This window comes from Corynebacterium sp. c7Ub_26 (assembly GCF_053760365.1).
This window is the reverse complement of the sequence record NZ_JBSNBL010000003.1, coordinates 170,314-194,280: the sequence shown is the minus strand read 5'-3', so window position 1 is coordinate 194,280 and position 23,967 is coordinate 170,314. Positions and strand designations below refer to the sequence as shown.

Genomic DNA, 23,967 nt, shown 5'->3' with positions numbered 1-23,967 from the left:
CATTCTTGTCGACGTTGGCCTGGGTAAAAGTGGGCTAGACGCGTTCGATGATGGTGGCGACCCCCATGCCACCAGCGACGCAAAGTGTGATCAGTGCGTAGCGGCCGCCAGAGCGGTGGAGTTCGTCGACAGCGTGTCCGATCAGCATGGCGCCGGTCGCGCCGAGTGGGTGGCCCATGGCGATGGCCCCACCATTGATGTTGAGCTTTTCGTCGGGAATGTGGAGCTCGCGTTGTGCGCGGAGGATGACAGCGGCGAAGGCTTCGTTAATTTCCCACACGTCGATATCGTCGGCAGTGAGTCCGGCCTTGTGGAGTGCGCCACGTGCGGCGGGCGCGGGGGCGGTCAGCATGATGGTGGGTTCGACGCCGGTGGTCGCGGTGGTCACGACGCGAGCGCGAGGGTTGAGCCCCATGTCCGTACCAGCTTGTTCCGTACCGATGAGCGTCATAGCGGCACCGTCGACAATGCCCGAGGAATTGCCTGCGTGATGGATGTGATTGATGTGCTGAACTTGCGGGTACCGGGTCAGTGCCGCGGCGTCGAAACCCCCGATCCTTCCCATTTTGGCGAACGACGGTTTGAGCCCGGAGAGCGATTCGACAGTAGCGTCAGGTCGTATCGTTTCGTCCTTATCGAGAAGCTTGAGGCCATTCTGATCTGTGACGGGGACGATGGAGTTGGAAAAGCGGCCCTCATCCCACGCGTGAGCAGCGCGTTGGTGGGAGCGGGCCGCGTAACTATCGGCGTCGTCACGCGTGACACCATCCAGCGTGGCAATGAGGTCGGCGGAGATTCCCTGGGGAACAAAGTCCGTGTGGAAGGCGGTTTCGGGGTCCATGGCGAGCGCTCCGCCGTCGGATCCCATAGGCACCCTGGACATGGATTCCACCCCACCAGCCAGGACGAGATCATCCCAGCCGGAACGAACCTTAGCGGCGGCCAAGTTGACCGTGCTCAAGCCCGACGCACAATAGCGGTTCACCTGGACGCCGGTGGCGGAGTAGGGGAGGTCCGCCATGAGGGCCGCTGTCCGCGCGATATCCATTCCCTGATCCCCGACGGGGGTCACGCAGCCGGTGATAACGTCGGAGATTCGTTGTTCGTCGATGTTGGGGTTGCGGCGGCGAATTTCTTTAATGAGTGTGGTGAGCAGGGTGACCGGTTTCGCGATGTGCAGCGAGCCCGTGCTTTTCCCTTTGCCGCGGGGTGTTCGAAGTGCCTCGTAAATGAATGCTTGGGGCTGGGTCTCGGCGGCAGGTGCCATGTGGTTTCTCCCTGGTTGATCATTTCCGTACAAGTGCGTGCGCACTCACATACCCGTTCAAATGTGTTATGAGTCACTATATGTGAGTGGGGCGGAAATGTGGCGAGAGAACAGGAATAAATTTTTCATGGGGGGTGACCGACGGCGACGCTGGAAGCTATGGCCTCCTACATAGCTCACTATTTCCCCAGCTGAGCCGTGCTTACGACGAATGATCGGTCAGATACTTCATGGCTGCGCGTCCCCCTCGATGGCCCGCGCGTGTAGCGCCCACGGTCGAGGCGGTTGATCCGTAGCCAAGGAGGAAAATCCGCGGATCTCGCTCAACGCGCACTTCATCGCGCATTTTTATCCCGCCGCCGGGCATGCGTAATTTCAGCGGCGCAAGGTGCTCGAGAGCATGGCGGAACCCCGTGTTCCAGAAGATGACGTCGACTGTTTCGTGGTGGTGGGCGTCGTAGGGTTGCCAACTTTCGGGAACGACGAGGTGATCGGAGGAACTGGGGCCAAGGCCGTCGGCCGATTCGGTTGTTGGTGGCTCAAAGTCAACGCCGTCGCTGGTTATTCGGGTGAACATTCCACGGCTCACCAGGACGCCATCGCGGACGCCGTCGAGGTAGGTGTCCCACAGCGGAATGCCGGTGGTTCGTACCACGCTGGCGGGTTCGTCGCCGGCATAGGTGCGGTCGCGAACAGCCTGTTCAACATCGCGGCCCCACCGGGTATCGAAAGTGCGGTCGGTGAAGTTTGGCGGCCGCCGGGTCGCCCACACCGTTTCTGTCACAGAGGCAAGCTGCAGAAGAAACTGCACCGCACTTAAACCGCCCCCAACGACCAGCGTTTTCTTGCCCGCGAAGTCGTCGGCAGTAGTGAAATTCACCGTGTGAAGCTGCGTGCCCCGAAAATCCGCAATACCGGGAATATAGGGGATGTACGGGTGCGTCCACGTTCCCGTCGCATTTAACACGACATCGCAGGTCACAGAGGTGCAGGTCCCGTTTTTCATCCACACCACGGTGAGCAATTCCGTGTTTTCGTCGTCGTTGCAGACACCGATGACCTTCGCGGGGCGTTCCACGGCAAGTCCGAATTTCTGCTCGTAGTTGCCGTAATACTGGGCGACGACGCGCGACGCGGGGATGTCCGAGTCAGGGTCGCCGAGTGGTAGGCCGGGGAGGTCGGCAATGCCGTGGGCTGCGTCGAAAGTGAGGGAGTCCCACCGGTTTCGCCACGCACCGCCGGGGCCGTCATTGGAGTCAAGAATGAGGAAGTCGTCCCCGGGCGTGAGGCCGCGGTGGACGAGTTCATGAGCGCCCGCGAGACCAGCCTGTCCTGCACCAATAATGACTGCCCGGTAGTGGTCTTTCATGCCTCCTCAGTGTAGCTAAGCGCGGGGGAGTGGCAGGGCGTGTTTACCGACTGCCTGTTGACCGCCCGCGCGTTCATAGCCCGGGCGTTTACAGCAGGATCGGAGCCACAAGGAATCCGAGAAGAACGCACACCGTAATGGATACTGTGCCAGGCAGGACGAAGGGGTGGGAGAGCGGTGTTTTGCCCACGCGGGTGGAACCGGTGTCGTCCATTTCCATCGCGGCAACCGTCGTCGGGTAGTTGGGGAGCAGGTAGTAGTTAGACACTGCAGGGTAGCTGGCCACCAATGCCGTTGCCGGGAGGCCGAGTTTCACGAACAGCGGCATGAAGGCGGACGTTGTCGCAGCATGGGAGAACATGAGCAGCGCGGCGAAGTAGAAGAACACGGCAGAGAGCCATGGTTGCGAATGCAAAGCGCCCGACAGGCCGTGGGAAATCGTGTCGGCATAGTGGCTGACGAACATGTTTCCTAACCATGCGAGGCCCATGATGCAGATAGCCGCGGTCATGCCGGAACGGAAGGTTTCCTGAGTGGTGATGTCGCCGAATGGTTTCTTCGCTAGACCGCAAATGACGGCTGCCGCGGTGAGCATGACGGCCATGATCGCTAGCGTCGCACTCAGCGGCGGGTTATCGACAATGCCCAGCTCTTTCGAGGTCACCGTCGCGTAGGTGACCACCAAAATAAGAGCAAGCAGGAAGACCCACAAACTAGGAACTGCGCTCTTCGCCGGAGTGTAGTTTTCAATACCAGCTGCCGACGGCTTCACAAGGCCCTGCTTCTTCCGCTCCTGGTAAACAGGGTCATCGGCCAGTTCCTTACCCTGTCGAGCGGCCACAAATGCGCCGGCCGCGCACCCGATGAACGTCGTCGGGATAACAATCGCTAAGCACTGCAAGTATCCAACATGGAAGGGATCCAAAGCGACAACCAACGCGGCCATAGCAGCAGAAATCGGCGATGCTGCCACACCAATTTGCGACGCCACGACGGCTATGGATAGCGGCCGGGAGGGACGAATTCCGCGCTCTTTAGCGACGTCGACAATGATTGGGATGACGGAATATGCGGTGTGGCCAGTTCCGCACAGGAGCGACATGACGAACGTGACCAGGGGAGATAAGTAGACGATGTGTTGCGGGTGCTTACGCAAGAGCCGTTCGGTCAGATGAACCAAGTAATCCATCGACCCGGCCACTTGCAGCGCGGCCACGGTGCAAATAACAGCCATGATGATTCCGATAACAGCCCACGGAATATCGTCTGTCGATGTTGAGACCCCGGTGATCGCGAGTACTAGGACACCTGCTGCACCCGCGAACCCAATGCCAATTCCCCCGAAACGAGCCCCCAGAATAATGAAGGCAAGAACGATAAGGAGATGAAACCAAATCATCAGTCACTCCGTTCAGCGCAATTTAATTTTATGATGATAAGCCGAAAACAGATTAGGACTACCGGCAGGCCCGACGCTATTCTGAGCCCACTTATGCCGGTGTGATATTTCTAATGGCTGTGATTTTGATCAAGTAGCAGAGCGATCAAAATAGCTCACGCGATCAAATAGTTAACGTGCTCGCGCAATTAGGGCGAATCAGGGGCGTCCGGGGACTTCCCCGCAGGTCGGCGCCCGGCTTGGCGCGCATCGAAATACAAGTACAACCCAGTCAGGATTAAGATCATCCCGCTCACGCCGGTTATCCAGGGCACTGCCTTGCTCCAGATATTGAGCGGCTTAATCACTCTCTGAATATCGTGTAGCCGTGCTTCTTTCGTACGGTCATCCCACTGAGCATCGAAGTGAAGCATAGTCCGAGAAGGAGAGGCTAATTCTTTATCCTGATTTTCCTTAATCGTTTTTGCTTCATTGTAATTTTGGGCATAAAAAACCCATAACGTAACCGAATTATTCGTTATTATTCCGGTAGTTGGTTCAACATTTATCGTTCGGGTAGCCACACAATAAGGATCCATTTGAATGGGGGCACCAGAACTCAATCCCCACGAGGACGCAGGAATGTTCCGCCGAAGTCTGTCTAATTCCTGCCGCTGTTCTTCCGACACATTGCCCGCATTGTCCATGAGCCGCCGTTGCGCATCATAAAGGTTGACGGGGCCTAAGTCCTGGCTGAACTGATAAACATCAATTCCCTCCGAATACACATCTTTTCCGCGCTGCTGAATCGCGTTCACAAAATCGATGGGGGTCGCGGTACCGGTGGCAGCATCAAAGAACCGATACGACCGTCGTTCAGACCCGAAGGGAAAGCGAAACTGGTAGCCATTGCGAACGAAATCATTGATGGATACCTTCACATCGTCGCCCACCCCCAGCGCGGATAAATCCATCGCTACAGAGGACTGAGGCTTTTTCGAGGGGAACGCCGTGTGGCGGTTCATCACGACCTCATCGTGGATCGACCCGATCTCATTATCCGCGTCTACCTGGCCCTTCGCGTCCGACCCGCTCTCTCTTTCCGGGGTATCTAGGTCTCCGGCGTAGAGCGTCGATACTGCGCGAAGCTTCGTCGTTTTTTTCGACGACGACGCCGTCGTCACTTTTTCGCTCGCACGCAGCGGCACATCTGTTTCGATGTAGCAGCGCGTCGGCATGGCTTGTCCGACGCAGGCGGGGTCCGAGGAATGCGACGCAGAGGGGTGGCCGGCCTTAAACGCTGCCGAGTCGATGAGGATCCCCCGGGTTGGCGCCGTGGACACGTCGTAGTCGATGTTTGCCGGCAATTCCTTGAGCGAGGGGACGATGAACGTCGGCGCGGCAATGGCAATGACTAATAAAATGGTGCCGACGTATAAGGAGCTGCGGGTGATAGCTCGGCGGTGCCGTGCACCGAATGCGCTACCGGGAAGTCTGGACAAGACGCTGCGGCCACCCGCGTTCGCATTCACGGACTCTCCTCATCGACGGTGTGATGTTCTAACCCTAGGTGGGGGATACGATCTGCGTCTACCTCCTGCCTCAGTCGACGGGGCACCGGGCAGGCACCGGGCGGGCGTTGGCGGGAATGAACGCGCCTACATATGTGCGCCGGGTCGCAACTATTTGGTGTCGGGAAGTGGAGGAACGATAAGCACTGGCTTGCCGGAATGACGCAAAACGTTATCCGACACACTGGCCTGGAAGAGCGACTTGAACCCGGTGAGGCCACGTGTACCGGAGACGATGACGTCAGCGTGCAGCTCTTCGGCGGCGTCGACGATCGCGCTCCAGATGGTGGTGGCGGACTCCACCAAGAACGGTTCTGCCTCAAAGCCGTTTTCACGGGCGATCTGCACCCCTTCTTTGCACGTCTGGAGGGCTTCGGCATGGGCGGGGTCGCCGTCCTCGGGGTTGTCGGCCGGCTGGTAAATGGCACCAGCCATGGAGGCGCCGACGCCACGGTTAGCTTGGTGCTGCAGCGGCTCCCACGCTGTCAAAATGTACGCGCGGGGGGTGCTGAGGAAGCGGCCTGCGTATTCCAGTGCCCTCTTCGCTTCGACTGAGCCGTCGTACGCGATGAGCATGGTGTCTTTGTGGTCCCCATTGGTGGCGTCGGGGGCTTGATTCGTCGGTTCTGTGTGAGATGAAGTGGTGTCAGACATTGGAAATCCTCTCGGTCGATACGGTCCCAGTGTAGGTCTCTTAGTTTAGGTACGGGGTTAGTGCATATAAGCTAATCGCTGTGTCTAGTAGTAAACACGCGCGTACGTCCGCTGGCCCCGGACGAAAACATCACCGTGCTGCCTGGTGGTCACTAGGTTTTCTGCTTTTCCTGTTGCTGATGGCGGGAATTGCATATGCCACTGATTTAGTGATGAGCCAGGGGCAAGTTCCCCGTGGCGTCAAGGTCGGTGGCGTCAGCATTGGTGGGATGAGCAAAACGAGTGCGGATACTATGCTCCGCAATGAACTAGGAGATAAGGTTCGCGAGCCTGTCTCTATTAATGCTGGCGATATGACATCGTCACTTGATCCGACGATGTCCGGTCTACGGGTCGATTGGGATCAGACGATTGAGAATGCCGGACATCAACCGAAGAATCCGTGGACGCGGATTGAGTCATTTTGGAAAACCCGCGAAGTCGGCATTGTTAACGATGTTGATGAGGGTTCCTTAGGTAATGCGCTCCAGCGCGTTGATAAAGAACTCACTCGTGAGCCCGTTAATGCTGAGCTCTCTATAGGTTCCGACGGTAAAGCCGATGTTAAAGATCCGGTCACTGGTCAAAAGATTAACCATGATGAGCTGGCCGAGAATGTCTCTAAACATTGGTTGAACACCACTCGCGTTGTGGAGATTCCGGCTGAAGAAGTTGAGCCTGAGATAGGCGACAAAGCGGTTAAGCAGACTGAGCGGGATGTTCTCAATAAAGTTGTCTCTGGCCCGTTAATTTTTAAGGGCCGCGATGATGTGAGCGGAATTATTGCTCCAGAAGATATGGGGCAAATCGTCACCTTCCGGGCCGATGGTGACCATTTCACAGCCGATTACGACGACAGCGCCGCGAAGTCCATTCTTTCCTCGCAATTAAGCTCCACCGAGCGAACAAAGAAGGATGCGGACGTCCTTATTGGCGACGACGGTTCGGTCACGGTGACTTCGCCTAGCCAAGATGGTGTGAGTATTAACTGGTCAAAAACTCTCGATGATTTGCAAGGGAAATTGACGAATACCACTGTTCGTGACTACGACGTCGCCTACACGGACGATAAAGCGACGTTTACCACGGAGATCGCGGAAAAGGCCGACTTTCGCGAAACAATGGGGGAATTCACGACGGGGGGATATGCGGCGGATTCCGGGGTCAACATTCGCCGCGTGGCGGAAATGGTGAATGGTGCCATCGTTTCGCCGGGCCAAACGTTTAGTCTGAATGGATTTACGGGCCCTCGTGGGGAAGCACAGGGATTCGTGAAAGCAGGCATCATTAAAAACGGCCACTCGGATGAAGGCGTCGGTGGGGGAATCAGCCAGTTTGCTACGACGCTTTATAACGCCACCTATTTCGCGGGAATGACCGATGTGGCACACACGCCCCACAGTTATTACATTTCCCGATACCCTGCAGGCCGGGAAGCCACCGTCTATGAGGGTGCTATTGACTTAAAATTTAAAAACCCTTTTGATACGCCGGTCATGATTAAAGCATTCACCGGTGACGATGACATTACTGTGCAGATTAAGGGCATTCCACAGGTGAAAGTGGATTCTATTCAGGGGGAGAAAACAAACTTTACGAGCCCATCGTCACAGCAATTGTCGGGCCCTGATTGTCATCCGTCGTCGGGGTCTCAGGGATTCACTGTGACGGATACGCGGGTGGTGACGTCGTTATCCACCGGGCAGGAAATTTCCCGTAATACAACGACAACCAAATATGATCCGTCGCCAAAAATAACCTGTTCTTAGAGAGATACGTGTGAGCTTTTCTTCCCCCGGTCCGTATTCCGGAGGCCGATATCCGGGCGGTGTCAGTAGCCCCTCGGGATCGTCGCGCCGTCGAGGCGTTGGGTGGGGGCTGGTGACCCTCGTCGTCGGCGTTATTGCTTATTCCGTCGTGATGCGCGTCATGGTTCGGACGGATAATCTCAATCTGTTCCCGACGCTGCTCCTCATCGGTGCGGTCACGGTTCCGCTCGCTGTGCTCTTCGTTGCCTATGCCGCTGACCAGCGCGTTCACGGCCATGAGGGGCTGGTTGCGCTTACCGCCGTGTTCGGCGGAATTGTCGGCACAACCACTGCAGGTTCGCTGGAGTTCGACGTACTCCACCGCATGCCTTGGTTAGGCATGCTGGCTGTGGCCGTCATCGAGGAAACGGCCAAGCTCATCGTTCCCGGAGTGATTTACCTGTGGGGTCGCCGTCGAACCGCGGGAATGGGCGTCGTCTTGGGTGTCGCCTCGGGTGCGGGATTCGCCGTGCTGGAAACGATGGGATACGGCCTCAACGCGCTGATTGCCACGCACGGGAACGTGGATGCCGTGAGCGCGACCCTACTGTTGCGTGGGCTCTTGTCCCCGGCAGGACACGTGGCGTGGACGGGCTTCACAGTGTGGGCATTGTGGCGGTGCGCTGATACGCCCAAACCGAGCAATGGCCGACGGGTGTTTGTCTGGGCGTGGGTGACCGCGGTCATTTTGCACGCTGTGTGGGATGGGACATCCCTGTGGATCCTGCACGTCGGCGTCGTATTCATAAGCGTGCTCGGATTGTTGTCGCTGATCGTGTGGTCACGGTCGACGTCGCGCCAACAACCGGTGTCCCCGTGGGAGGTTGTGTGACAGCGACTGACATTTATCCCGACCAGAAGAATGATCAGGCCCGCCAGGACCGATCCGACGGAGATCGATCGGTGAAAGAGCGGTGGACTGATCATTGCCGACGCCGGTTCGCCGACAAAGGTACGTATCGCTATCGGCTTCCGTGGTTACGGTCCCTCTCGCAGGAGCAATTAGTCACGACGCGGCGTGTGGGAATGAACCTATGGGCAGTGGCGGTCTGTGCGATCGGCGTACTCGCTGGCTGGTCGGAAGTGGGATCGTTCCTGGTTCCACTACTTTTTGTCGGTTTCGCAATCTATTCGTTGGGGCACAGCCGCCTGGCCTACATCCTGGTCGACTGGGGCCCGTTCATTCTCTTCTTGCTCGCGTACCGCGGCATCAAAACCGTCGTCGGTTGGATGGGGATCCCGGTCCAGTGGCACTTGGCCCCCGACGTTGATCGCTGGCTCTTCGGTGGAACCTTGCCGAATGTGTGGCTTCAGGAGCATTGGCGGTATGAGCATGCGCCCTGGTGGGAATTCATTCTCATGGCCGTGTATTCGTCATATTTCTTCATGCCCTATACGGTGGCATTTATTGAATGGCTACGGTCGCGCGTGGAATTCCGGCGCTACATTGTTGGTTTGCTCGCCGTTTCATTTATTGGTTTGGGAATTTATGTTTTTGTTCCCGCGGCTCCTCCGTGGGCGGCCGCGCGATGCACCCCTGCCGACGTCGCCGACCAACCGTCCCACACGCCGTGCATGTTCTCCGCCGAACACGCTGGTGAGGGCTCTATTTTGGGGCCAGTTAACAATAAGAACGACTCGCCTGAGCCGTGGGTTGAGCGCCTTACCGCCCATGCCTGGAGCCAGATTGCCCCCTTCAGGCTGGCTGAGGGCGTCAAAGATTTTCAGGATGGTGCTCGACGTGAGGAACGCGCTGATGGTCCGACCTTAGGTCCTGTGGAGCCTGTTCCGGTGGGCGAAGGCCCGCTCGCTAAAGCACAAGCGTCGTCGAATTTGGTCTCGGCGATTCCGTCCTTGCATGCCGGAATAACGATGTATTTCGCTACTTTTCTCTTCAGCCGTCGTCGGTGGAAATGGGGAAGTGTTGCGTTGATTTACGCGCTATCAATGGGATTTGCGTTGGTTTTCTTCGCTGAGCACTACGTTTTCGATATTATTCTCGGATGGACCTTGGCTGCCGCGGTGCCGCTTGTTCAGACATGGTGGATGTCCCGTCGTCGTGAATCGATTAATAAATAATAAGTAATAGATAAGCTGAACACTTTCGGGTGGGTTCCCTTTTCAATTGGTGTGATGGACGCTATTGTCCTGCGTAAAGCTCTCACGGAAGATCACTATGCGCGCATCACAGACCGTTCATTCCCAGCTCCCCACGCGTTCTGACCGGCTCGATTCATTGCCGTTTGGCCGCGAGCATCGCAAACTTCTCGTTGGCTCAGGTGTCGGGTGGGCCCTGGACGCGATGGACGTCGGTTTGATCAGCTATGTGATGGCCCCGCTTGTGGCCGAGTGGTCACTGTCGAACACTCAAGCGTCGTGGCTGGGGTCCATCGGTTTCGTGGGCATGATGATTGGCGCCTCCGTCGGCGGTTTGCTCGCTGACAAGTGGGGGCGCCGCAATGTTTTCGCACTCACTTTGCTGACTTACGGCATTGCGACGGGTATCGCAGCGTTTTCTGTCGGCTTAGTCATGCTGCTTATCCTGCGGTTCATCGTGGGCGTTGGTCTGGGTGCGGAACTGCCGGTCGCGTCGACGCTGGTCTCCGAGTTTGCCCCGCGCAAGAACCGTGGCCGCATCGTTGTGGCGTTGGAATCGTTCTGGGCGGTTGGCTGGATCATGTCCGCGCTGCTCGGTTACTTCCTGGTGCCGAAGGAATGGGGCGGCTGGCCCGGCTGGCGGTGGGCACTGCTGGTGGGAATCGTCCCCGCCGTTTACGCGCTAGTCGTTCGTCATGGGCTACCTGAGTCTGTGCGGTTCTTGGAGAGCCGGGGTCGCCTTGCCGAGGCCGAGCGCAGCGTTCGGCTCTTCGAAAAGGGATCGTCACGTGATTCGACGGTTCCTTTCGACGAAGCAGTGGCGTTGACGCCGACGTCCGTCGCTAAGGGAGATGCGCCGGAGCGTACGTCGGAGAGGGACACGTCGTCGGGCGATACTCCAACGGGTAACCGCCCTGGTGAAGGTGCTGCTGGGGACGCTGTAGGGGAGTCGTCGATATTCAGTGCCCACATGCGAGGCCGCACGACTGCCCTGTGGGTGGTGTGGTTCTTCGTCAACCTGGCCTATTACGGAGCGTTTACGTGGATGCCGACCTTGCTGTATCTGCAGGGGCACTCACTGGTGAAGTCCTTCGAGTTCACATTGATGATGACCTTGGCGCAGCTGCCCGGTTACGCGGCGGCGGCATGGTTGATTGAAAAATGGGGCCGACGCCTGACGCTGTCGGTGTTCTTGTGTGGTTCTGCGGTATCGGCGATTCTGTTTGGTCTGCAGTCCGGGGCGACGGGGATCATCGTCACAGGCCTGTTGCTGAGCTTCTTTAACTTGGGCGCGTGGGGTGCCTTGTACGCGATCGGCCCGGAGATCTATCCGACGGCGATGCGGGGGACCGGAACTGGTGCAGCTGCAGCCGTCGGCCGAGTGGCCGGTGTGGTCGCGCCCTTGATCGTCCCGATAATTCTGGAGTGGGGGTCTACTCCATTGGTCTTCATTGGTCTTCACTATTTTCGGCGCGTCATTCTTCATCGCGGTTGCTGGTGCTGTGGCTCTGCCGGAGCGACACAACCTGGACATGGTGGAGTAAGCGGGGTTCTGCGGGAATACAACGACAAGCCCCTGGCCACAACCTCGTGACCAGGGGCTTGTTGAAATGGAGCCGATGACGGGAATCGAACCCGCGCCGCTTGCTTGGGAAGCAAGAGTTCTACCATTGAACTACATCGGCATAGGGGACTACTACGAAAAATGCGTGATACGCATGATCTGCACGTGATCAGCGGACACTGTAACGCATGTTCCCCCTTTACCGTAGCATTGCCACTTTTGAGCCAACAAAACTCCCGGTCAACGTGCTGGGGATAGCTCAGCGAATAGAGTCATATGCTTGTGGGGTTCCGGCAGTCCCGGGGTAAACTATGGCCTGTGATTCTCTCCGACCGTGACATTCGTTCTGCAATAGATTCTGGACACCTAGGCATTTCTCCCTTCGATCCGACGATGGTCCAACCCAGCAGTATTGATGTTCGCCTGGACCGCTACTTCCGCGTCTTCAACAATGCGCGCTACACGCATATTGATCCCAAACAAGAGCAAGAGGATCTCACGTCGTTAGTGGAGGTGAAGGAGGGTGACGCATTCATCCTTCACCCCGGGGAGTTCGTGTTGGGGTCGACGTTGGAAGAGTTTGCCCTGCCAGCGGATTTGGCTGGCCGTCTTGAGGGGAAGTCGTCCTTGGGCCGGTTGGGGTTATTGACGCACTCCACGGCTGGGTTCATTGACCCTGGCTTTAACGGCTACATCACGTTTGAATTGTCGAATGCCTCTAATCTCCCGATCGCCCTGTATCCAGAGATGAAAGTAGGCCAGCTGGCGTTGTTTATGATGTCCAGTCCTGCGGAAACACCGTACGGGTCCGGGTCATTGGGCTCGAAGTATCAGGGGCAACGCGGGCCGACGGCGTCGAAAGCTTATATGAACTTCCGCTGATCACTCGCATTCTCGCAGCGAGCGACGGCTGAACATGCTTCGGCGGTAGCTTCCGCGTAAATTCATGGGCATGCGGATGTCTGTGATTGGAACGGGATACCTGGGGTCAACGCATGCGGCGTGCATGGCGGAATTGGGGCATGAGGTCATCGGGGTGGACGTTGATCCGCAGAAAATCGAGCTCCTGTCGCGCGGAGAGACGCCCTTTTTCGAGCCCGGTTTGGACGGTCTTATTCGGAAACATATTTCCTCGGGGCGGCTCCATTTCACGACGTCATACCAGGAAGCGGCCGATTTCGCTCATGTTCATTTCTTAGGTGTCGGCACTCCGCAGCAGAAGAACTCGTATGCAGCTGATATGACTTTTGTTCGCTCTGCTGTGACGAATTTGGTGCCGTTATTGCGGGGACGGCACATTATTTTTGGGAAATCGACGGTTCCGGTGGGGACCGCGCGTGCGCTTCAGGAGTTGACCGATCGTTTGGTTGCTTCGCAGGATTCGGATAGCGCGTCGACTGCCGCGGGTAACGTCCCTGGTGCCGCGGATAGCTCCACCACTTCTGCTAAGGAGACGTCGGTGGATATTGCGTGGAATCCGGAGTTCCTTCGCGAAGGCCACGCTGTGCAGGACACGATTCATCCGGATCGCATTGTCCTCGGCGTGGAGAATTCGCCTTCCGAGGTGGAAGACGTCGCTAGGAAGATTTATGCGCAACCCTTGGCAGAGGGAACACCGTTGTTGGTCACTGATTTTGCGACGTCCGAGCTGGTGAAAGTCTCGGCGAATGCGTTTCTCGCGACAAAAATTAGCTTCATTAACGCGGTGTCCGAGGTGTGCGAGGCGTCGGGGGCGGATATCACGGTGCTTGCCGACGCGATCGGCGCGGATGAACGTATCGGGCGGAAGTTCCTCAACGCCGGGCTCGGCTTCGGCGGCGGTTGCCTGCCGAAGGATATCCGGGCGTTTATGGCCCGCGCCGGCGAATTGGGCGCTGACCAGGCGTTGACCTTCTTACGCGAGGTGGACGCGATCAATCTTCGGCGTCGGGAAAAATTGGTCAGCATGGTGAAAGATGCGTGCGGCGGCTCCTTGCACGACGCGCGGGTTACTGTGCTGGGGGCGGCGTTCAAGCCGGAGTCGGACGACGTTCGCGACTCGCCGGCGTTGGCGGTTGCGGGGGCGTTGAGCCTCGCGGGTGCACAGGTCAGCGTGTACGACCCTCAGGCGATGACGAATGCGTCCAAGGTTTTCCCGACCCTCATGTATGCGGACACGGTGTGGGATGCGCTGCACAATGCCGATGTGGTGGTCGTGGCGACGGAGTGGACGGAGTTCAAGCAGTTGGACCCGTCGGAGGCGAGGGCGTGTGTCGCGTCGCCAACTATTATCGACGGCCGGAACTGCCTGGATGTTGACGCGTGGATGCAGGCGGGTTGGTCTGTGCGGGCGCTGGGGCGCAGTTTGTAGCGCCGGGCTGACGCGACTTCTAGTGATGGTGGACATGAACGTGGCCATGTCCACCCGCGTTGCTGGCGTCGGGATCAGGTTTGACGGTGACCGCCGCGATGATCGTCGTGATTGGAACCGCGAGCGCAAGTGCAATAGCGCCGACGGCCGACCTGACGATTTCAGTGGCGATGAGGTCCGAGGTCAACACCTGCCCCAGCGGCCGCTCCGACGCAGTGATCAACAATAACATCGGAAGTGCTGCGCCCGCGTAGCTGAGGATCAGCGTGTACAACATGGACGCGATATGGTCCCGCCCTACTTGCATACCGCCCGCGAAGAGTCGCCAGGGTGATGCCTTGCGGTCGATGATGGCCAGCTCGTTGACGGTGGATGCCTGCGCCACGGTGGCGTCGTTGAGCGCACCGACCGCGCCAACGATGAATCCCGCCAGCATCAACCCGTGGACGGTGGCGTCGGGAAGATAAAGCTGAACCAGGAGGTTATCCTCTTCGCCGAGGCCCCGGAGCCGGGTTCCGTTGATACCCCACCCAGCCATGATCGCGGCCAGGCCCAGCGCGATGATTGTTCCGGCGAGCGCGGAACTGGATTTCCAACTGATTCCGTGGACCAGGTAAATCACGACGAACATGATGAGGGCGCACGATGTGACGGCAAGCAGGAGCGGATCGCCGCCGCGGAGGAGGGCGGGGAGCATGAATACGCCGATAATCGCCATCGTGATGACGAGCCCGACGAGTGAGCGCGCGCCTCGCCATGAGCCGATCGCCACCATGGCGATAGCCGTGATGATGAGCCACGCGATCACGGGTACTTTGCGTTGGTAATCGTTGAACGCGTAGCCCATGCTGCCATCGTCGGTGGCGTGGCGGGTCATTCGGATTTTGTCGCCCTCGCGGAGGTCGGGGTCGCCCGGTTTGTGGGACGTCTCAATGAGCGTGCGTTTCCCCTTGTCAGGGCCACTCGTGATGTCGACAATCGCGCGGGTGCACGTGCCCGTCGATGTGGTGGGCTCGCGTGGTGTGTCGTCGAATGTTCGGCCGACGCTGGGGGATCCGCATGCTGCCTCAGTTGTGACGGCGACGGTTCCGTCGGCAATGTTTTGGGGGAGGGACGACGTTTCTTGGAAGGACTTATCGACGCGGGCCGGGGTGTTTGATGGCCACAGGGCGACGGTGGAGATGGCGCTGAGGATGAAGCCGATGAGCAAAAACCCGGCGAGGATGCGTTGGCCTAGTGTCCAGTCTTTGATGTGTGGGCGGAAGCGTTTGTTGGTTTTGCTGGCCTGAGCTTGTGGGGTTGCGGGTTGCGACGGTTTTGGTTGCGACGCGGCTACCTGTGGCGCCGATGCCTGTTGCTGAGTTTCTGCGCGCGCGGCGTTGAGTTGTGACCTTCGGGTTTTCGTCGGAATGGGTGCCTGCTGGGGCGACGAGTCGGCCGTGTGGGTGCCACGCGGCTGGTATGGTTCGTCGCCTGACGCTGAGTGTTTACCCACAAGAACTCCTCATTGTGAACGGATCTGCCGGTAAAAAACGCAGCTCAGGTCGCAGATGTGCAGGCCAGTTAAAAGGGAGCGTAGGCCGAATAAATCTGAGCGACGACGCCTAACCGACAGTATGTTCCAGTAACAGTAACGTGTTTTCACAATAGCGTGCGTGGGTATGCCGCTGGCGATGGGTGCCCGTGGATTTTACTGGTGATAGCTGGACAGGAAATTGCCGAGTCGCTCGATCGCATCTGCCAGATCACGAGCCCACGGGAGAGTGACAACGCGGAAGTGGTCAGGCTCCGGCCAATTGAATCCGGTGCCTTGGACGAGGTGGATCTTTTCTGCGCGCAAGAGATCAAACATGAATTGCTCGTCATCATGAATGTCGTAAACATTCCGATCCAATTTGGGGAAGGCATACAAAGCGCCCATGGGTTTAACAACCGAAACGCCCGGGATCTCATTGAGCTTTTCGTACGCTACATTCCGCTGCTCTAGCAGACGGCCACCGGGGAGCGTGAGGTCGTAGATGGATTGCTTGCCCCCAAGCGCCACCTGAATCGCGTGCTGAGCAGGCACGTTGGGGCACAAGCGTGTCGATGCGAGCAAGTCCAGCCCCTCGATGAACCCGTGGGCGTGTTCCTTCGGGCCGGTGAGGACCATCCAGCCCGACCGGTATCCGGCCACGCGATACGCCTTGGACAATCCATTGAATGTGATGCACAGCAGATCAGGTGCTAGGGAAGCAATGCTGATGTGTTCGGCATCGTCGTAAAGAATCCGGTCGTAGATTTCATCGGCAAGAATGAGAAGTGAATTCTCGCGGGCGATATCGACGATTTTCTGGAGTGTTTCCCGGCTATAGACAGCCCCAGTGGGGTTATTCGGGTTAATAACGACGATTGCCTTGGTTTTCGGAGTGACCTTGGCTTTGATGTCCTCGATGTCCGGGTTCCAATTATCGTCCTCGCGACAGAAATAATGCACAGGTTTTCCGCCGGCCAACGAGGTCGCCGCCGTCCAGAGGGGATAATCGGGAGCAGGAATGAGCACTTCATCACCATCGTCGAGAAGAGCCTGAGTAGTCATGGTGATGAGCTCGGAAACCCCATTACCCAAGTAGATATCGTCGATATCGGCGCTGGGGAATCCGGGAACTAATTCGTATCGCGTGGCAATGGCACGGCGCGCCGGGATGATGCCTTTTGCCGTGCTATACCCCTGGGTGGTGGGCAGAGCCGCGATCATGTCGCGCATGATGACATCGGGTGCTTCGAAGCCGAAGACCGCAGGGTTACCCGTGTTGAGCTGCAGAATTCTGTGACCATCGGCGATCATGCGTTCTGCTTCGGCATTGACCGGCCCGCGGATTTCGTAGAGGACGTTGCGCAGTTTGCTGGACTGATCCAGGTGCTTGAGCCGCGGGCGCCCAGTGACCTGGGGCGGGTTTGCGCTGCTGGTGTTGGTGTTTTCGGGTGCGGGTGTCGCGTTTTTATCGGAAGAGCTCACCCGACCACTATGCCACGCGGGAGGGGCAAAAGTGTGAATTCGTTTTTAATTACCAATGGTGGCTAATTGCCGATGTAGATGTGGATATCGTCGTCTTTATTTTCGCAGCGCACGAGCTCGGGTTTAAATTCTTGGCATTCCAGTTTGAATGTCGAATCAGAAATGGGGCTATCTATGGTTATGCTTCCCCGATTAGCCTTCGGGGTGTCGTTATAGACCTGGCGTGCCGTGTCCGCCACGGAGCAATCCCACCCGACCGGGATCGCGGAGCGCGTGTATTCGCCCGTGCTGCTGCCACATATTTGAACTTGGCGTGCGTCAAGATCGATATTTTGCCCGATCGATCCTTTGATTGTCTTTCCACCGGGAGTCGGGAAGTTCTGTTGGGGTTGATCAGCTTGATTATCTTCCGACGGAGCGGTGGTTGTTTTTTCCGACGAACCAACGGTGAAATTATCGTTATTAGCCATCCAAATAGCGCCGAATAGTGCCGCAAGAATTAAGACAGCGACGACGAAGACCAGTGCTCTTGCAGGTGTGGTGGCAATCCAGTTCTTGAACTTTTCTTTCCGCGAGTTTTCTGTGGACTCTTGGTCGGCGTCGGTCTGATCGTTGGAGTGATCGGTATCTGCTTGAACGTTGGCTGCCTTCTTGCTCCCGTCGGAGGCGCCGCGTGAACCTGCGGAACGGCCAGAGACAGAGGAGCCAGAGGCAGCTGCCGATCTCTGAGCTGCAGCGTGAGGCGTCTTGTCTCCTGTTGCGTTTTCCGACGTGTTGGATGCTGCGGGAACCTGTCGTCCTTGGTTGTTATCTTCCTTGCCGACGCTTCCCCGACCGGCGTTTTTACCGACCGAGCCGTTTTGGGCTTGAGCCTGGGATGCGCTCCCAACGGGGCGTGATCCGTGCGTCGTGGTGCTAGGCGACAGGTTATATGCGTCGGACGTCACCGTCGACGGTTTGCCCGTTGCTGAGTTTCCCGTCGTCGGGCTACTAATTGCGCCATCCTGATGACGCTCAGAATCCGGCTGTGTGGAATCCGATTGCACAGAGTGGTTCGGTTGCGCAGAGTTGGCCGGTTGCGCGGACGTATCAGATTCTGCGGAACCGTCGGCCGATGACGTCGTGTGGCTATTAGCCTCACGCATCATTTCCGGAGTGATGACAGGAAAACCCGCCGCTCCATTCGTCGAAAATCCGCTTTTTGTGTCCGGATTGTTTGACTCAGCGTCGTGTGATTGAGTCTCGTGCGATTGGGCTTCGTGCGTCTGTGGCTCGTCGAATGCGCGGTCTTCACCGAGTGAATCGTTTTCGGGGAGGACATCGCGAGCAGTGGGAACGTCGGAAAACTCAGCATCGATAGGGGCAGAGCTCGAAGAGCTGTGTGAAGAGCTGGTCTCAGTGGTGTCCTGACCTCGTTCTTCCCCTGGGTGCTGAGCTCCCTCGGAACGCTGTTCTTGCCCTTGGCGTTGTTCTTCTGCACGATGTTGTTCGAATGAGCTGCCCGACGTGGGCCGGTTTTCTGTGGAAAACTGGTCATTGGGTTGGGTGGAATAGCCTTCCGAATCAGACTGTGAAGTCGGGTCGGAGGGGGTTGTGCTCATTCGTCATCCTCAGGCTGTAAAAGTGATACGGGACAATATACATGCGGGCGTACAGGCCCACAGTAATAATGCGATAACTAGCTTAGTGTTTTTGTATGCGCGGCGTGAATGGGCGGGTGCGGTCCTGTCCCCGTTCGCTGCGCTGGTCGTCGCGGGAAAATGGCATCGCTTATCGAACGTCGGCACGTTTCTGTTTTCCGATTGCTCGCTGTGCTTTCTACCGGCACATAAGATTTCCTAGTAAGCTTTATTGTGACGAGGCTCGTGCATGGTTTTTCACTAGCCCATGTACCAGCCATCCGGTATTCCTCGGGCATGACTGTGGTGGAAGAGCAACGCAGTTTCCTCATCAGTGGCCCGTTGTAAAAATATGAGAAAGGTTTGACTGATGAACGAAGTTATTTTGGCTGCGGCATCCGCTCCACCGCTAGGAATTATTGGGTGGATCATTATCGGTGGCCTCGCCGGATGGATCGCATCGAAGATCATGGGTACCGACGCTCAAATGGGCGTCCCGCTCAATATCATCGTTGGTATTATCGGCGGTTTCCTCGGAGGATGGCTGCTTGGTGCAGTTGGATTTGATGTCGAAGGTGGAGGAAAGTTCTTCAGCTTCCTTACCTGTTTGCTTGGTGCGGTAATCCTCTTGTGGATTGTTGGCCTAGTAACCAAAAAGAAGTAGAGAATAAAAACGTAGGGCGTTGGCTCTACAACGTGTCGCGTTAGGGCGTAAGCGTAAGGCCTTAAGTGAGCGCCCGAGTACATGCTCAACGAGCCCGGAGCTAGAGCCGATCTAGTTCTGGGCTCGTAGTGTTTGCTTATGAGGTATTACATAGTCAACGGAATTCAGTACTCACCGTGACTCAACACTGGGTGATCCAGATTGGGAATTATCTCAGAGTGGAGCATAGTGAATTTTTCTTCTACCAAACGTAGGTGAGGGAATTGGTTACTACGATGTCTGGTGAATGCTATGTCTAAGACGAGAATGTACCGAAACGCGGGCGCCCGCTATCTCGTCGACTATTTCTCGTTCGCGGCCAAACAGTGCTCCTTCCGTTCCCACCACACGTCGGGCCATCATCACGCTTCGGGCGTTCGCCGTCGAGTTGATAGTTCCACGATTAAAAAATGGCTGGTGAATAAATTCGCATTCAATAAGGATCATGATTGCTTTTCACACGAGAAAAAGCGTCACAGGTATTTAGGCGCCGGCCGTCGTGCCGATTGTGTACTGGCGGGAATCCTGTTCGTCATGGGCGCAGCCCTCATCCCGTGGATGGCCATTCTGCTGTTCACGATGCCATTCCCCGGCGTTCTCGACTGGATTGCGTTAGATTGCGCAGAGATAGCCGCCCTATGGACCAGCGCCTGGTGGGTGCTCAAGCGTCGGCCTCACGCCGCTGCGGGTTTGTGGGGTGTCGCTGCTTTATTGCTTGCCGACGCGATTGCCGACGTGACAACGTCGTTTCCGAATATCGGCAGCGCGGTTGTGACTATCCCGGTCGAGTTGTTCGTGAGTGGTTGGGCCGCATGGTGTGCTTATGCGTGGGGAAAGAGCGTGTAAGCGTGCGGTCGGAATTTTACGTGTGGAATGAAACCCTTCGCGTGGAATGAGATCATTTACGGCCGCGATAAAAAGGCGTAAATGTGGAATGAGAGCGTAGGAGGTAAAGCCATGATCACGACGGAGAAGATTCACGACCAGCCGCCGGAGGGTGAGGGGACGCGGATCCTTGTAGATCGGCTGTGGCCGCGCGGAGTAAAGAAAGCCACGGCACCGGTTGATGAATGGTTGAAAAGCCTCGCCCCCTCGCCCGAGCTGCGAAAAGACTGGGGACACGATCCAGCGCGCTTTTCCGAATTCGCCGACAGATATCGCTCTGAGCTGGATGAACGCCTGACCGCCTATAAAGACACCGAAACATCGAGTGACGACGGCGACAGCTCGGAGGCCGATTCCGATTCGGAGGCTGCTCAAGTGGGGAAGTTATGCGAGCGGGCAGCGTCGGGAGAAAACATCATTTTGGTCTTTGCAGCGAAAGATCGGGTGTTTAACCATGCCGTCGTTTTGAAAGCGTGGCTTGACGAGCACACGCGTTAATGCTGCGCGCGTAATACGTGCGTTAATGACGAGATCACGCCGGGTTTAGTGCGTCAGCTTTAGGCCGCCGACGACAGCATGCCGTTACGTACTAAAACCTTCCCACGGAGGCTCAACCGTGCGCAGGAGACGTCGCTTATGTGTGTCAAGGAAACGCGCGGGAAACGTCGGTTAGGGGCGTCGGCTATACATCGGTTATACGTACAGAAAGACACATCCACACACCAAAAACACCACCTTGACCAGCGTCGATAAGAAAAGTTGAGTCGTGCGGAATAACTTTGAGCACGCCGTCGTTACATCTAATGTCGCAAGGTTGAGCGAGGAAGACTCAAGTTAGCTTGACAAGCCTGAGCCTTCTGGGTCAGACTGTGACAGGTCGTTGAGTCTGATTCACTCAGTCTCACCAAATACGTAGATGCTCCGGGTGAGATCACGGGCAGGACAGCAGACGAAAGCCGAGAGTGCCCGCCGAATGATCCGCCGGGCACAACAAATGTAACGAAAGGAAACACAGATAATGGGACGTGCAGTTGGAATTGACTTGGGTACTACGAACTCAGTGGTATCCGTTTTGGAAGGTGGAGACCCCACCGTTATCGCTAACTCCGAGGGTTCGCGGACGACGCCGTCGGTTGTAGCTTTTTCGAAGAACGGCGAGGTGCTCGTTGGACAGTCGGCAAAGAACCAGGCCGTGACAAACGTTGACCGCACTATTCGCTCGGTCAAGCGCCACATCGGCGACGACTCCTGGAATGTCGATATTGACGACAAGAAGTACACGGCGCAGGAAATTTCCGCCCGTATTCTTCAAAAACTGAAGAGAGACGCTGAGAGCTACCTCGGCGAGGACGTGACCGACGCCGTTATTACCGTTCCGGCTTACTTCTCCGACGCTCAGCGTCAGGCAACGAAGGACGCTGGCCAGATCGCAGGCCTCAACGTGCTTCGTATTGTGAACGAGCCGACGGCTGCCGCGCTGGCATACGGCCTTGAAAAGGGTGAAGACGACCAGACCATCCTGGTGTACGACCTCGGTGGCGGTACCTTCGACGTCTCCCTCCTGGAGATCGGCGAGGGTGTTGTTGAGGTCCGCGCAACCAACGGTGACAACAAGCTCGGTGGCGATGACTGGGATCAGCGCATCGTTGACTGGCTGACCGACAAGTTCAAGTCCTCACACGGCATTGACCTGACCAAGGACAAGATGGCTATGCAGCGTCTGCGTGAGGCCGCTGAGAAAGCCAAGATTGAGCTGTCCTCCTCGCAGCAGACCAGCATCAACCTGCCGTACATCACGGTTGACGAGGACAAGAACCCGCTCTTCCTCGACGAGACACTGTCCCGCACGGAATTCCAGCGCATTACCCAGGATCTCCTGGACCGCACCCGTAAGCCGTTCCAGCAGGTTCTTTCCGACGCCGGCATTTCCGTTTCCGACATCGACCACGTCGTTCTCGTCGGTGGTTCGACCCGTATGCCGGCCGTGACCGACCTGGTCATGGAACTGACAGGTGGTAAAGAGCCTAACAAGGGCGTTAACCCGGACGAGGTTGTCGCTGTCGGTGCTGCTCTGCAGGCCGGTGTGCTGCGCGGCGAGGTCAAGGACGTTCTTCTTCTGGATGTCACCCCGCTATCCCTCGGTATTGAAACCAAGGGCGGCGTGATGACCAAGCTCATCGAACGCAACACGACCATCCCGACGAAGCGCTCCGAGACCTTCACCACGGCGGAAGACAACCAGCCTTCCGTGCAGATTCAGGTCTTTCAGGGTGAGCGCGAGATGGCGTCGGCTAACAAACTGCTCGGCTCTTTCGAGTTGGGCGGAATTGCGCCGGCTCCGCGTGGTATCCCGCAGATCGAGGTCACGTTCGACATCGATGCCAACGGCATTGTCCACGTCACCGCGAAGGACAAGGGCACCGGTAAGGAAAACACCATTAAAATCCAGGACGGTTCTGGCCTGTCCCAGGACGAGATCGATCGCATGGTGAAGGACGCCGAGGCTCACGCGGAAGAGGACAAGAAGCGTCGCGAGGAGCAGGAAGTTCGCAACTCTGCGGAGTCCATGGTTTACCAGACACGCAAGTTCGTCGACGACAACAAGGAGAAGGTCTCCCAGGACATCCAGGACAAGGTTGAGGAAGCTGCCAAGGGTGTCGACGAAGCCCTCAAGGGTGACGACATCGAGGCCATCAAGTCCACTGTTGAGAAGCTGTCCGCAGAGTCTCAGGAGATGGGCAAGTCCCTCTACGAATCCGAGGCTGCTAACAGTGGAGCTGCCGGTGGCGTAGGTGCTGCAGGTGCCGCGGGTGCCGACGCAGGATCTGACAACTCCGACCCCAACGTTGTTGACGCCGAGGTAGTTGACGAAGATAAGAAGGATGATGACAAGTGAGTCTAGGCAACGACATGCCCGATGACCCGGGTGCGCCGGCCAACACAGACCCCGAAGGCGCATCCCCCAACGAGGTTGAAGCTGCGGTTGACGAAGCCCGCCTTACGCAGGAAACGCCCGACGGAGACGCTCCGGAAGGGGCTGTCGACGGTGAGAACGTTGCCGAAGAGCTTGACGACATCGACGCTGAAGTAGATGGTCTTCAAGACGACCCCGACGTAGCAGTCGAATCCGCCGAGGACGACGCCGCCCGCGACCTCCAGGACGAGGGGCAAGAGCCCGTCGATGATGGTGCTGGTGCTGGTGCCGCGTCCCCCGTCGAGAAGCAACTCGAAGAAATGACTGCCGACCTGAAGCGAGTCTCCGCCGAGTACACCAACTACCGGCGTCGGGCTGAGCGCGATCGGGCAGCCACATTCGAGCTGGCCAAAGCGCAAGTCGCGAGTGACCTTCTGCCCATGGCGGATGACTTCGACCTCGCGGAAAAGCACGGCGATTTGAAAGAGGAAGGGCCGCTCAAGGCCTTCTCGGACAAATTCACCAAGCTGATTGCGGATTTGGGCGTTGAAAAGTTCGGCCAGGAAGGCGATGCTTTCGACCCCAACTTCCACGAGGCCGTTCAAGACATGTCATCTGGCGACGAGAAAATCGTGGCGACGGTTCTGCGCGCCGGGTACCGAATGGGCGATCGTGTATTGCGAACCGCGATGGTCGTGATCGGCGACCCAGCGTGATTGGGTCGGCCCTGACCAGGGGTCATCGTGAGTAA

At 57.4% G+C, this 23,967-nt stretch carries 19 protein-coding genes and 1 tRNA gene; 11 read left to right on the top strand and 9 right to left on the bottom strand.

Features of this window, described 5'->3' with window-relative positions; all coding sequences use genetic code 11:
• Positions 1-34: 34 nt before the first annotated feature.
• The 5 genes from ACWORE_RS06590 to ACWORE_RS06570 form a co-directional block, all read right to left on the bottom strand.
• Positions 35-1,267, bottom strand: a complete 1,233-nt coding sequence (locus ACWORE_RS06590) for an acetyl-CoA C-acetyltransferase (protein WP_455303221.1) — start codon at positions 1,265-1,267, stop codon at positions 35-37.
• Positions 1,268-1,469: 202 nt separating this feature from the next.
• Positions 1,470-2,636, bottom strand: coding sequence for an NAD(P)-binding domain-containing protein (locus ACWORE_RS06585; RefSeq protein WP_455303220.1), 1,167 nt, complete (start codon positions 2,634-2,636; stop codon positions 1,470-1,472).
• An 88-nt stretch (positions 2,637-2,724) separates the two neighbouring features.
• The gene (locus ACWORE_RS06580) at positions 2,725-4,035 is read right to left on the bottom strand and encodes an anaerobic C4-dicarboxylate transporter family protein (protein ID WP_455303219.1); all 1,311 of its coding nucleotides are present in this window, start codon (positions 4,033-4,035) and stop codon (positions 2,725-2,727) included.
• Between the two features lie 188 nt (positions 4,036-4,223).
• Entirely contained in the window at positions 4,224-5,546 is a 1,323-nt protein-coding gene (locus ACWORE_RS06575) for a DUF3068 domain-containing protein (protein WP_455303218.1), read from the bottom strand.
• A 150-nt stretch (positions 5,547-5,696) separates the two neighbouring features.
• Entirely contained in the window at positions 5,697-6,239 is a 543-nt protein-coding gene (locus ACWORE_RS06570; protein ID WP_406605494.1) for a universal stress protein, read from the bottom strand.
• Between the two features lie 80 nt (positions 6,240-6,319).
• Here ACWORE_RS06570 and ACWORE_RS06565 point away from each other — a divergent pair, with 80 nt between their 5' ends.
• The 4 genes from ACWORE_RS06565 to ACWORE_RS06550 all read left to right on the top strand — a co-directional run bounded on the left by ACWORE_RS06565 (position 6,320) and on the right by ACWORE_RS06550 (position 11,777).
• Complete coding sequence (locus ACWORE_RS06565; protein WP_455303217.1) at positions 6,320-8,047, top strand: VanW family protein; 1,728 nt, start codon at positions 6,320-6,322, stop codon at positions 8,045-8,047.
• 10 nt (positions 8,048-8,057) lie between these two features.
• A complete protein-coding gene (locus ACWORE_RS06560) occupies positions 8,058-8,918 on the top strand; it encodes a PrsW family intramembrane metalloprotease (protein WP_406605495.1) in 861 nt (286 codons plus the stop codon).
• Positions 8,915-10,165, top strand: a complete 1,251-nt coding sequence (locus ACWORE_RS06555; protein WP_455303216.1) for a phosphatase PAP2 family protein — start codon at positions 8,915-8,917, stop codon at positions 10,163-10,165. Before ACWORE_RS06560 ends, ACWORE_RS06555 begins: the two co-directional genes overlap by 4 nt.
• A gap of 97 nt (positions 10,166-10,262) precedes the next feature.
• Entirely contained in the window at positions 10,263-11,777 is a 1,515-nt protein-coding gene (locus ACWORE_RS06550) for an MFS transporter (RefSeq protein ID WP_455303215.1), read from the top strand.
• Positions 11,778-11,794: 17 nt separating this feature from the next.
• Here ACWORE_RS06550 and ACWORE_RS06545 read toward each other — a convergent pair.
• Positions 11,795-11,868: transfer RNA gene (locus ACWORE_RS06545), tRNA-Gly, on the bottom strand.
• A gap of 197 nt (positions 11,869-12,065) precedes the next feature.
• Between ACWORE_RS06545 and dcd the strand changes: the two genes are divergently transcribed.
• The gene (dcd, locus tag ACWORE_RS06540) at positions 12,066-12,629 is read left to right on the top strand and encodes a dCTP deaminase (protein ID WP_012730942.1); all 564 of its coding nucleotides are present in this window, start codon (positions 12,066-12,068) and stop codon (positions 12,627-12,629) included.
• 70 nt (positions 12,630-12,699) lie between these two features.
• The gene (locus ACWORE_RS06535; protein ID WP_455303214.1) at positions 12,700-14,097 is read left to right on the top strand and encodes a UDP-glucose dehydrogenase family protein; all 1,398 of its coding nucleotides are present in this window, start codon (positions 12,700-12,702) and stop codon (positions 14,095-14,097) included.
• Between the two features lie 19 nt (positions 14,098-14,116).
• Here the strand turns inward: ACWORE_RS06535 and ACWORE_RS06530 are convergent, their stop codons facing one another.
• From ACWORE_RS06530 to ACWORE_RS06520, 3 genes are all read right to left on the bottom strand, one after another.
• A complete protein-coding gene (locus ACWORE_RS06530) occupies positions 14,117-15,592 on the bottom strand; it encodes a YibE/F family protein (RefSeq protein ID WP_455303213.1) in 1,476 nt (491 codons plus the stop codon).
• A 195-nt stretch (positions 15,593-15,787) separates the two neighbouring features.
• Entirely contained in the window at positions 15,788-16,996 is a 1,209-nt protein-coding gene (locus ACWORE_RS06525; protein ID WP_455303350.1) for a pyridoxal phosphate-dependent aminotransferase, read from the bottom strand.
• Between the two features lie 161 nt (positions 16,997-17,157).
• Positions 17,158-18,696: a hypothetical protein gene (locus ACWORE_RS06520; RefSeq protein ID WP_455303212.1), complete on the bottom strand. Its 1,539-nt coding sequence runs from the start codon at positions 18,694-18,696 to the stop codon at positions 17,158-17,160.
• 388 nt (positions 18,697-19,084) lie between these two features.
• Between ACWORE_RS06520 and ACWORE_RS06515 the strand changes: the two genes are divergently transcribed.
• From ACWORE_RS06515 to grpE, 5 genes are all read left to right on the top strand, one after another.
• A complete protein-coding gene (locus tag ACWORE_RS06515; protein WP_296137109.1) occupies positions 19,085-19,378 on the top strand; it encodes a GlsB/YeaQ/YmgE family stress response membrane protein in 294 nt (97 codons plus the stop codon).
• A 291-nt stretch (positions 19,379-19,669) separates the two neighbouring features.
• Complete coding sequence (locus ACWORE_RS06510; RefSeq protein ID WP_406605501.1) at positions 19,670-20,263, top strand: hypothetical protein; 594 nt, start codon at positions 19,670-19,672, stop codon at positions 20,261-20,263.
• 111 nt (positions 20,264-20,374) lie between these two features.
• Positions 20,375-20,800 carry a DUF488 domain-containing protein gene (locus tag ACWORE_RS06505; protein WP_296137406.1) on the top strand — a complete coding sequence of 142 codons (426 nt, stop codon included), beginning with the start codon at positions 20,375-20,377 and terminating at the stop codon, positions 20,798-20,800.
• A 520-nt stretch (positions 20,801-21,320) separates the two neighbouring features.
• On the top strand, positions 21,321-23,198 hold the full coding sequence (gene dnaK / locus ACWORE_RS06500; protein ID WP_455303211.1) for a molecular chaperone DnaK: 1,878 nt from the start codon (positions 21,321-21,323) through the stop codon (positions 23,196-23,198).
• A complete protein-coding gene (gene grpE, locus ACWORE_RS06495; RefSeq protein WP_455303210.1) occupies positions 23,195-23,932 on the top strand; it encodes a nucleotide exchange factor GrpE in 738 nt (245 codons plus the stop codon). The genes dnaK and grpE overlap by 4 nt, the downstream gene beginning before the upstream one ends.
• Positions 23,933-23,967 lie beyond the last annotated feature (35 nt).

Excerpts from the sequence above, each read along its gene's own strand:
- ACWORE_RS06590 (WP_455303221.1), bottom strand. The coding sequence starts at position 1,267 with ATGGCACCTGCCGCCGAGACCCAGCCCCAAGCATTCATTTACGAGGCA.
- ACWORE_RS06585 (WP_455303220.1), bottom strand. The coding sequence starts at position 2,636 with ATGAAAGACCACTACCGGGCAGTCATTATTGGTGCAGGACAGGCTGGT.
- ACWORE_RS06580 (WP_455303219.1), bottom strand. The coding sequence starts at position 4,035 with ATGATTTGGTTTCATCTCCTTATCGTTCTTGCCTTCATTATTCTGGGG.
- ACWORE_RS06570 (WP_406605494.1), bottom strand. The coding sequence starts at position 6,239 with ATGTCTGACACCACTTCATCTCACACAGAACCGACGAATCAAGCCCCC.
- ACWORE_RS06550 (WP_455303215.1), top strand. The coding sequence starts at position 10,263 with ATGCGCGCATCACAGACCGTTCATTCCCAGCTCCCCACGCGTTCTGAC.
- ACWORE_RS06535 (WP_455303214.1), top strand. The coding sequence starts at position 12,700 with ATGCGGATGTCTGTGATTGGAACGGGATACCTGGGGTCAACGCATGCG.
- ACWORE_RS06520 (WP_455303212.1), bottom strand. The coding sequence starts at position 18,696 with ATGAGCACAACCCCCTCCGACCCGACTTCACAGTCTGATTCGGAAGGC.
- ACWORE_RS06515 (WP_296137109.1), top strand. The coding sequence starts at position 19,085 with ATGAACGAAGTTATTTTGGCTGCGGCATCCGCTCCACCGCTAGGAATT.
- ACWORE_RS06510 (WP_406605501.1), top strand. The coding sequence starts at position 19,670 with ATGTCTAAGACGAGAATGTACCGAAACGCGGGCGCCCGCTATCTCGTC.
- ACWORE_RS06505 (WP_296137406.1), top strand. The coding sequence starts at position 20,375 with ATGATCACGACGGAGAAGATTCACGACCAGCCGCCGGAGGGTGAGGGG.
- dnaK (WP_455303211.1), top strand. The coding sequence starts at position 21,321 with ATGGGACGTGCAGTTGGAATTGACTTGGGTACTACGAACTCAGTGGTA.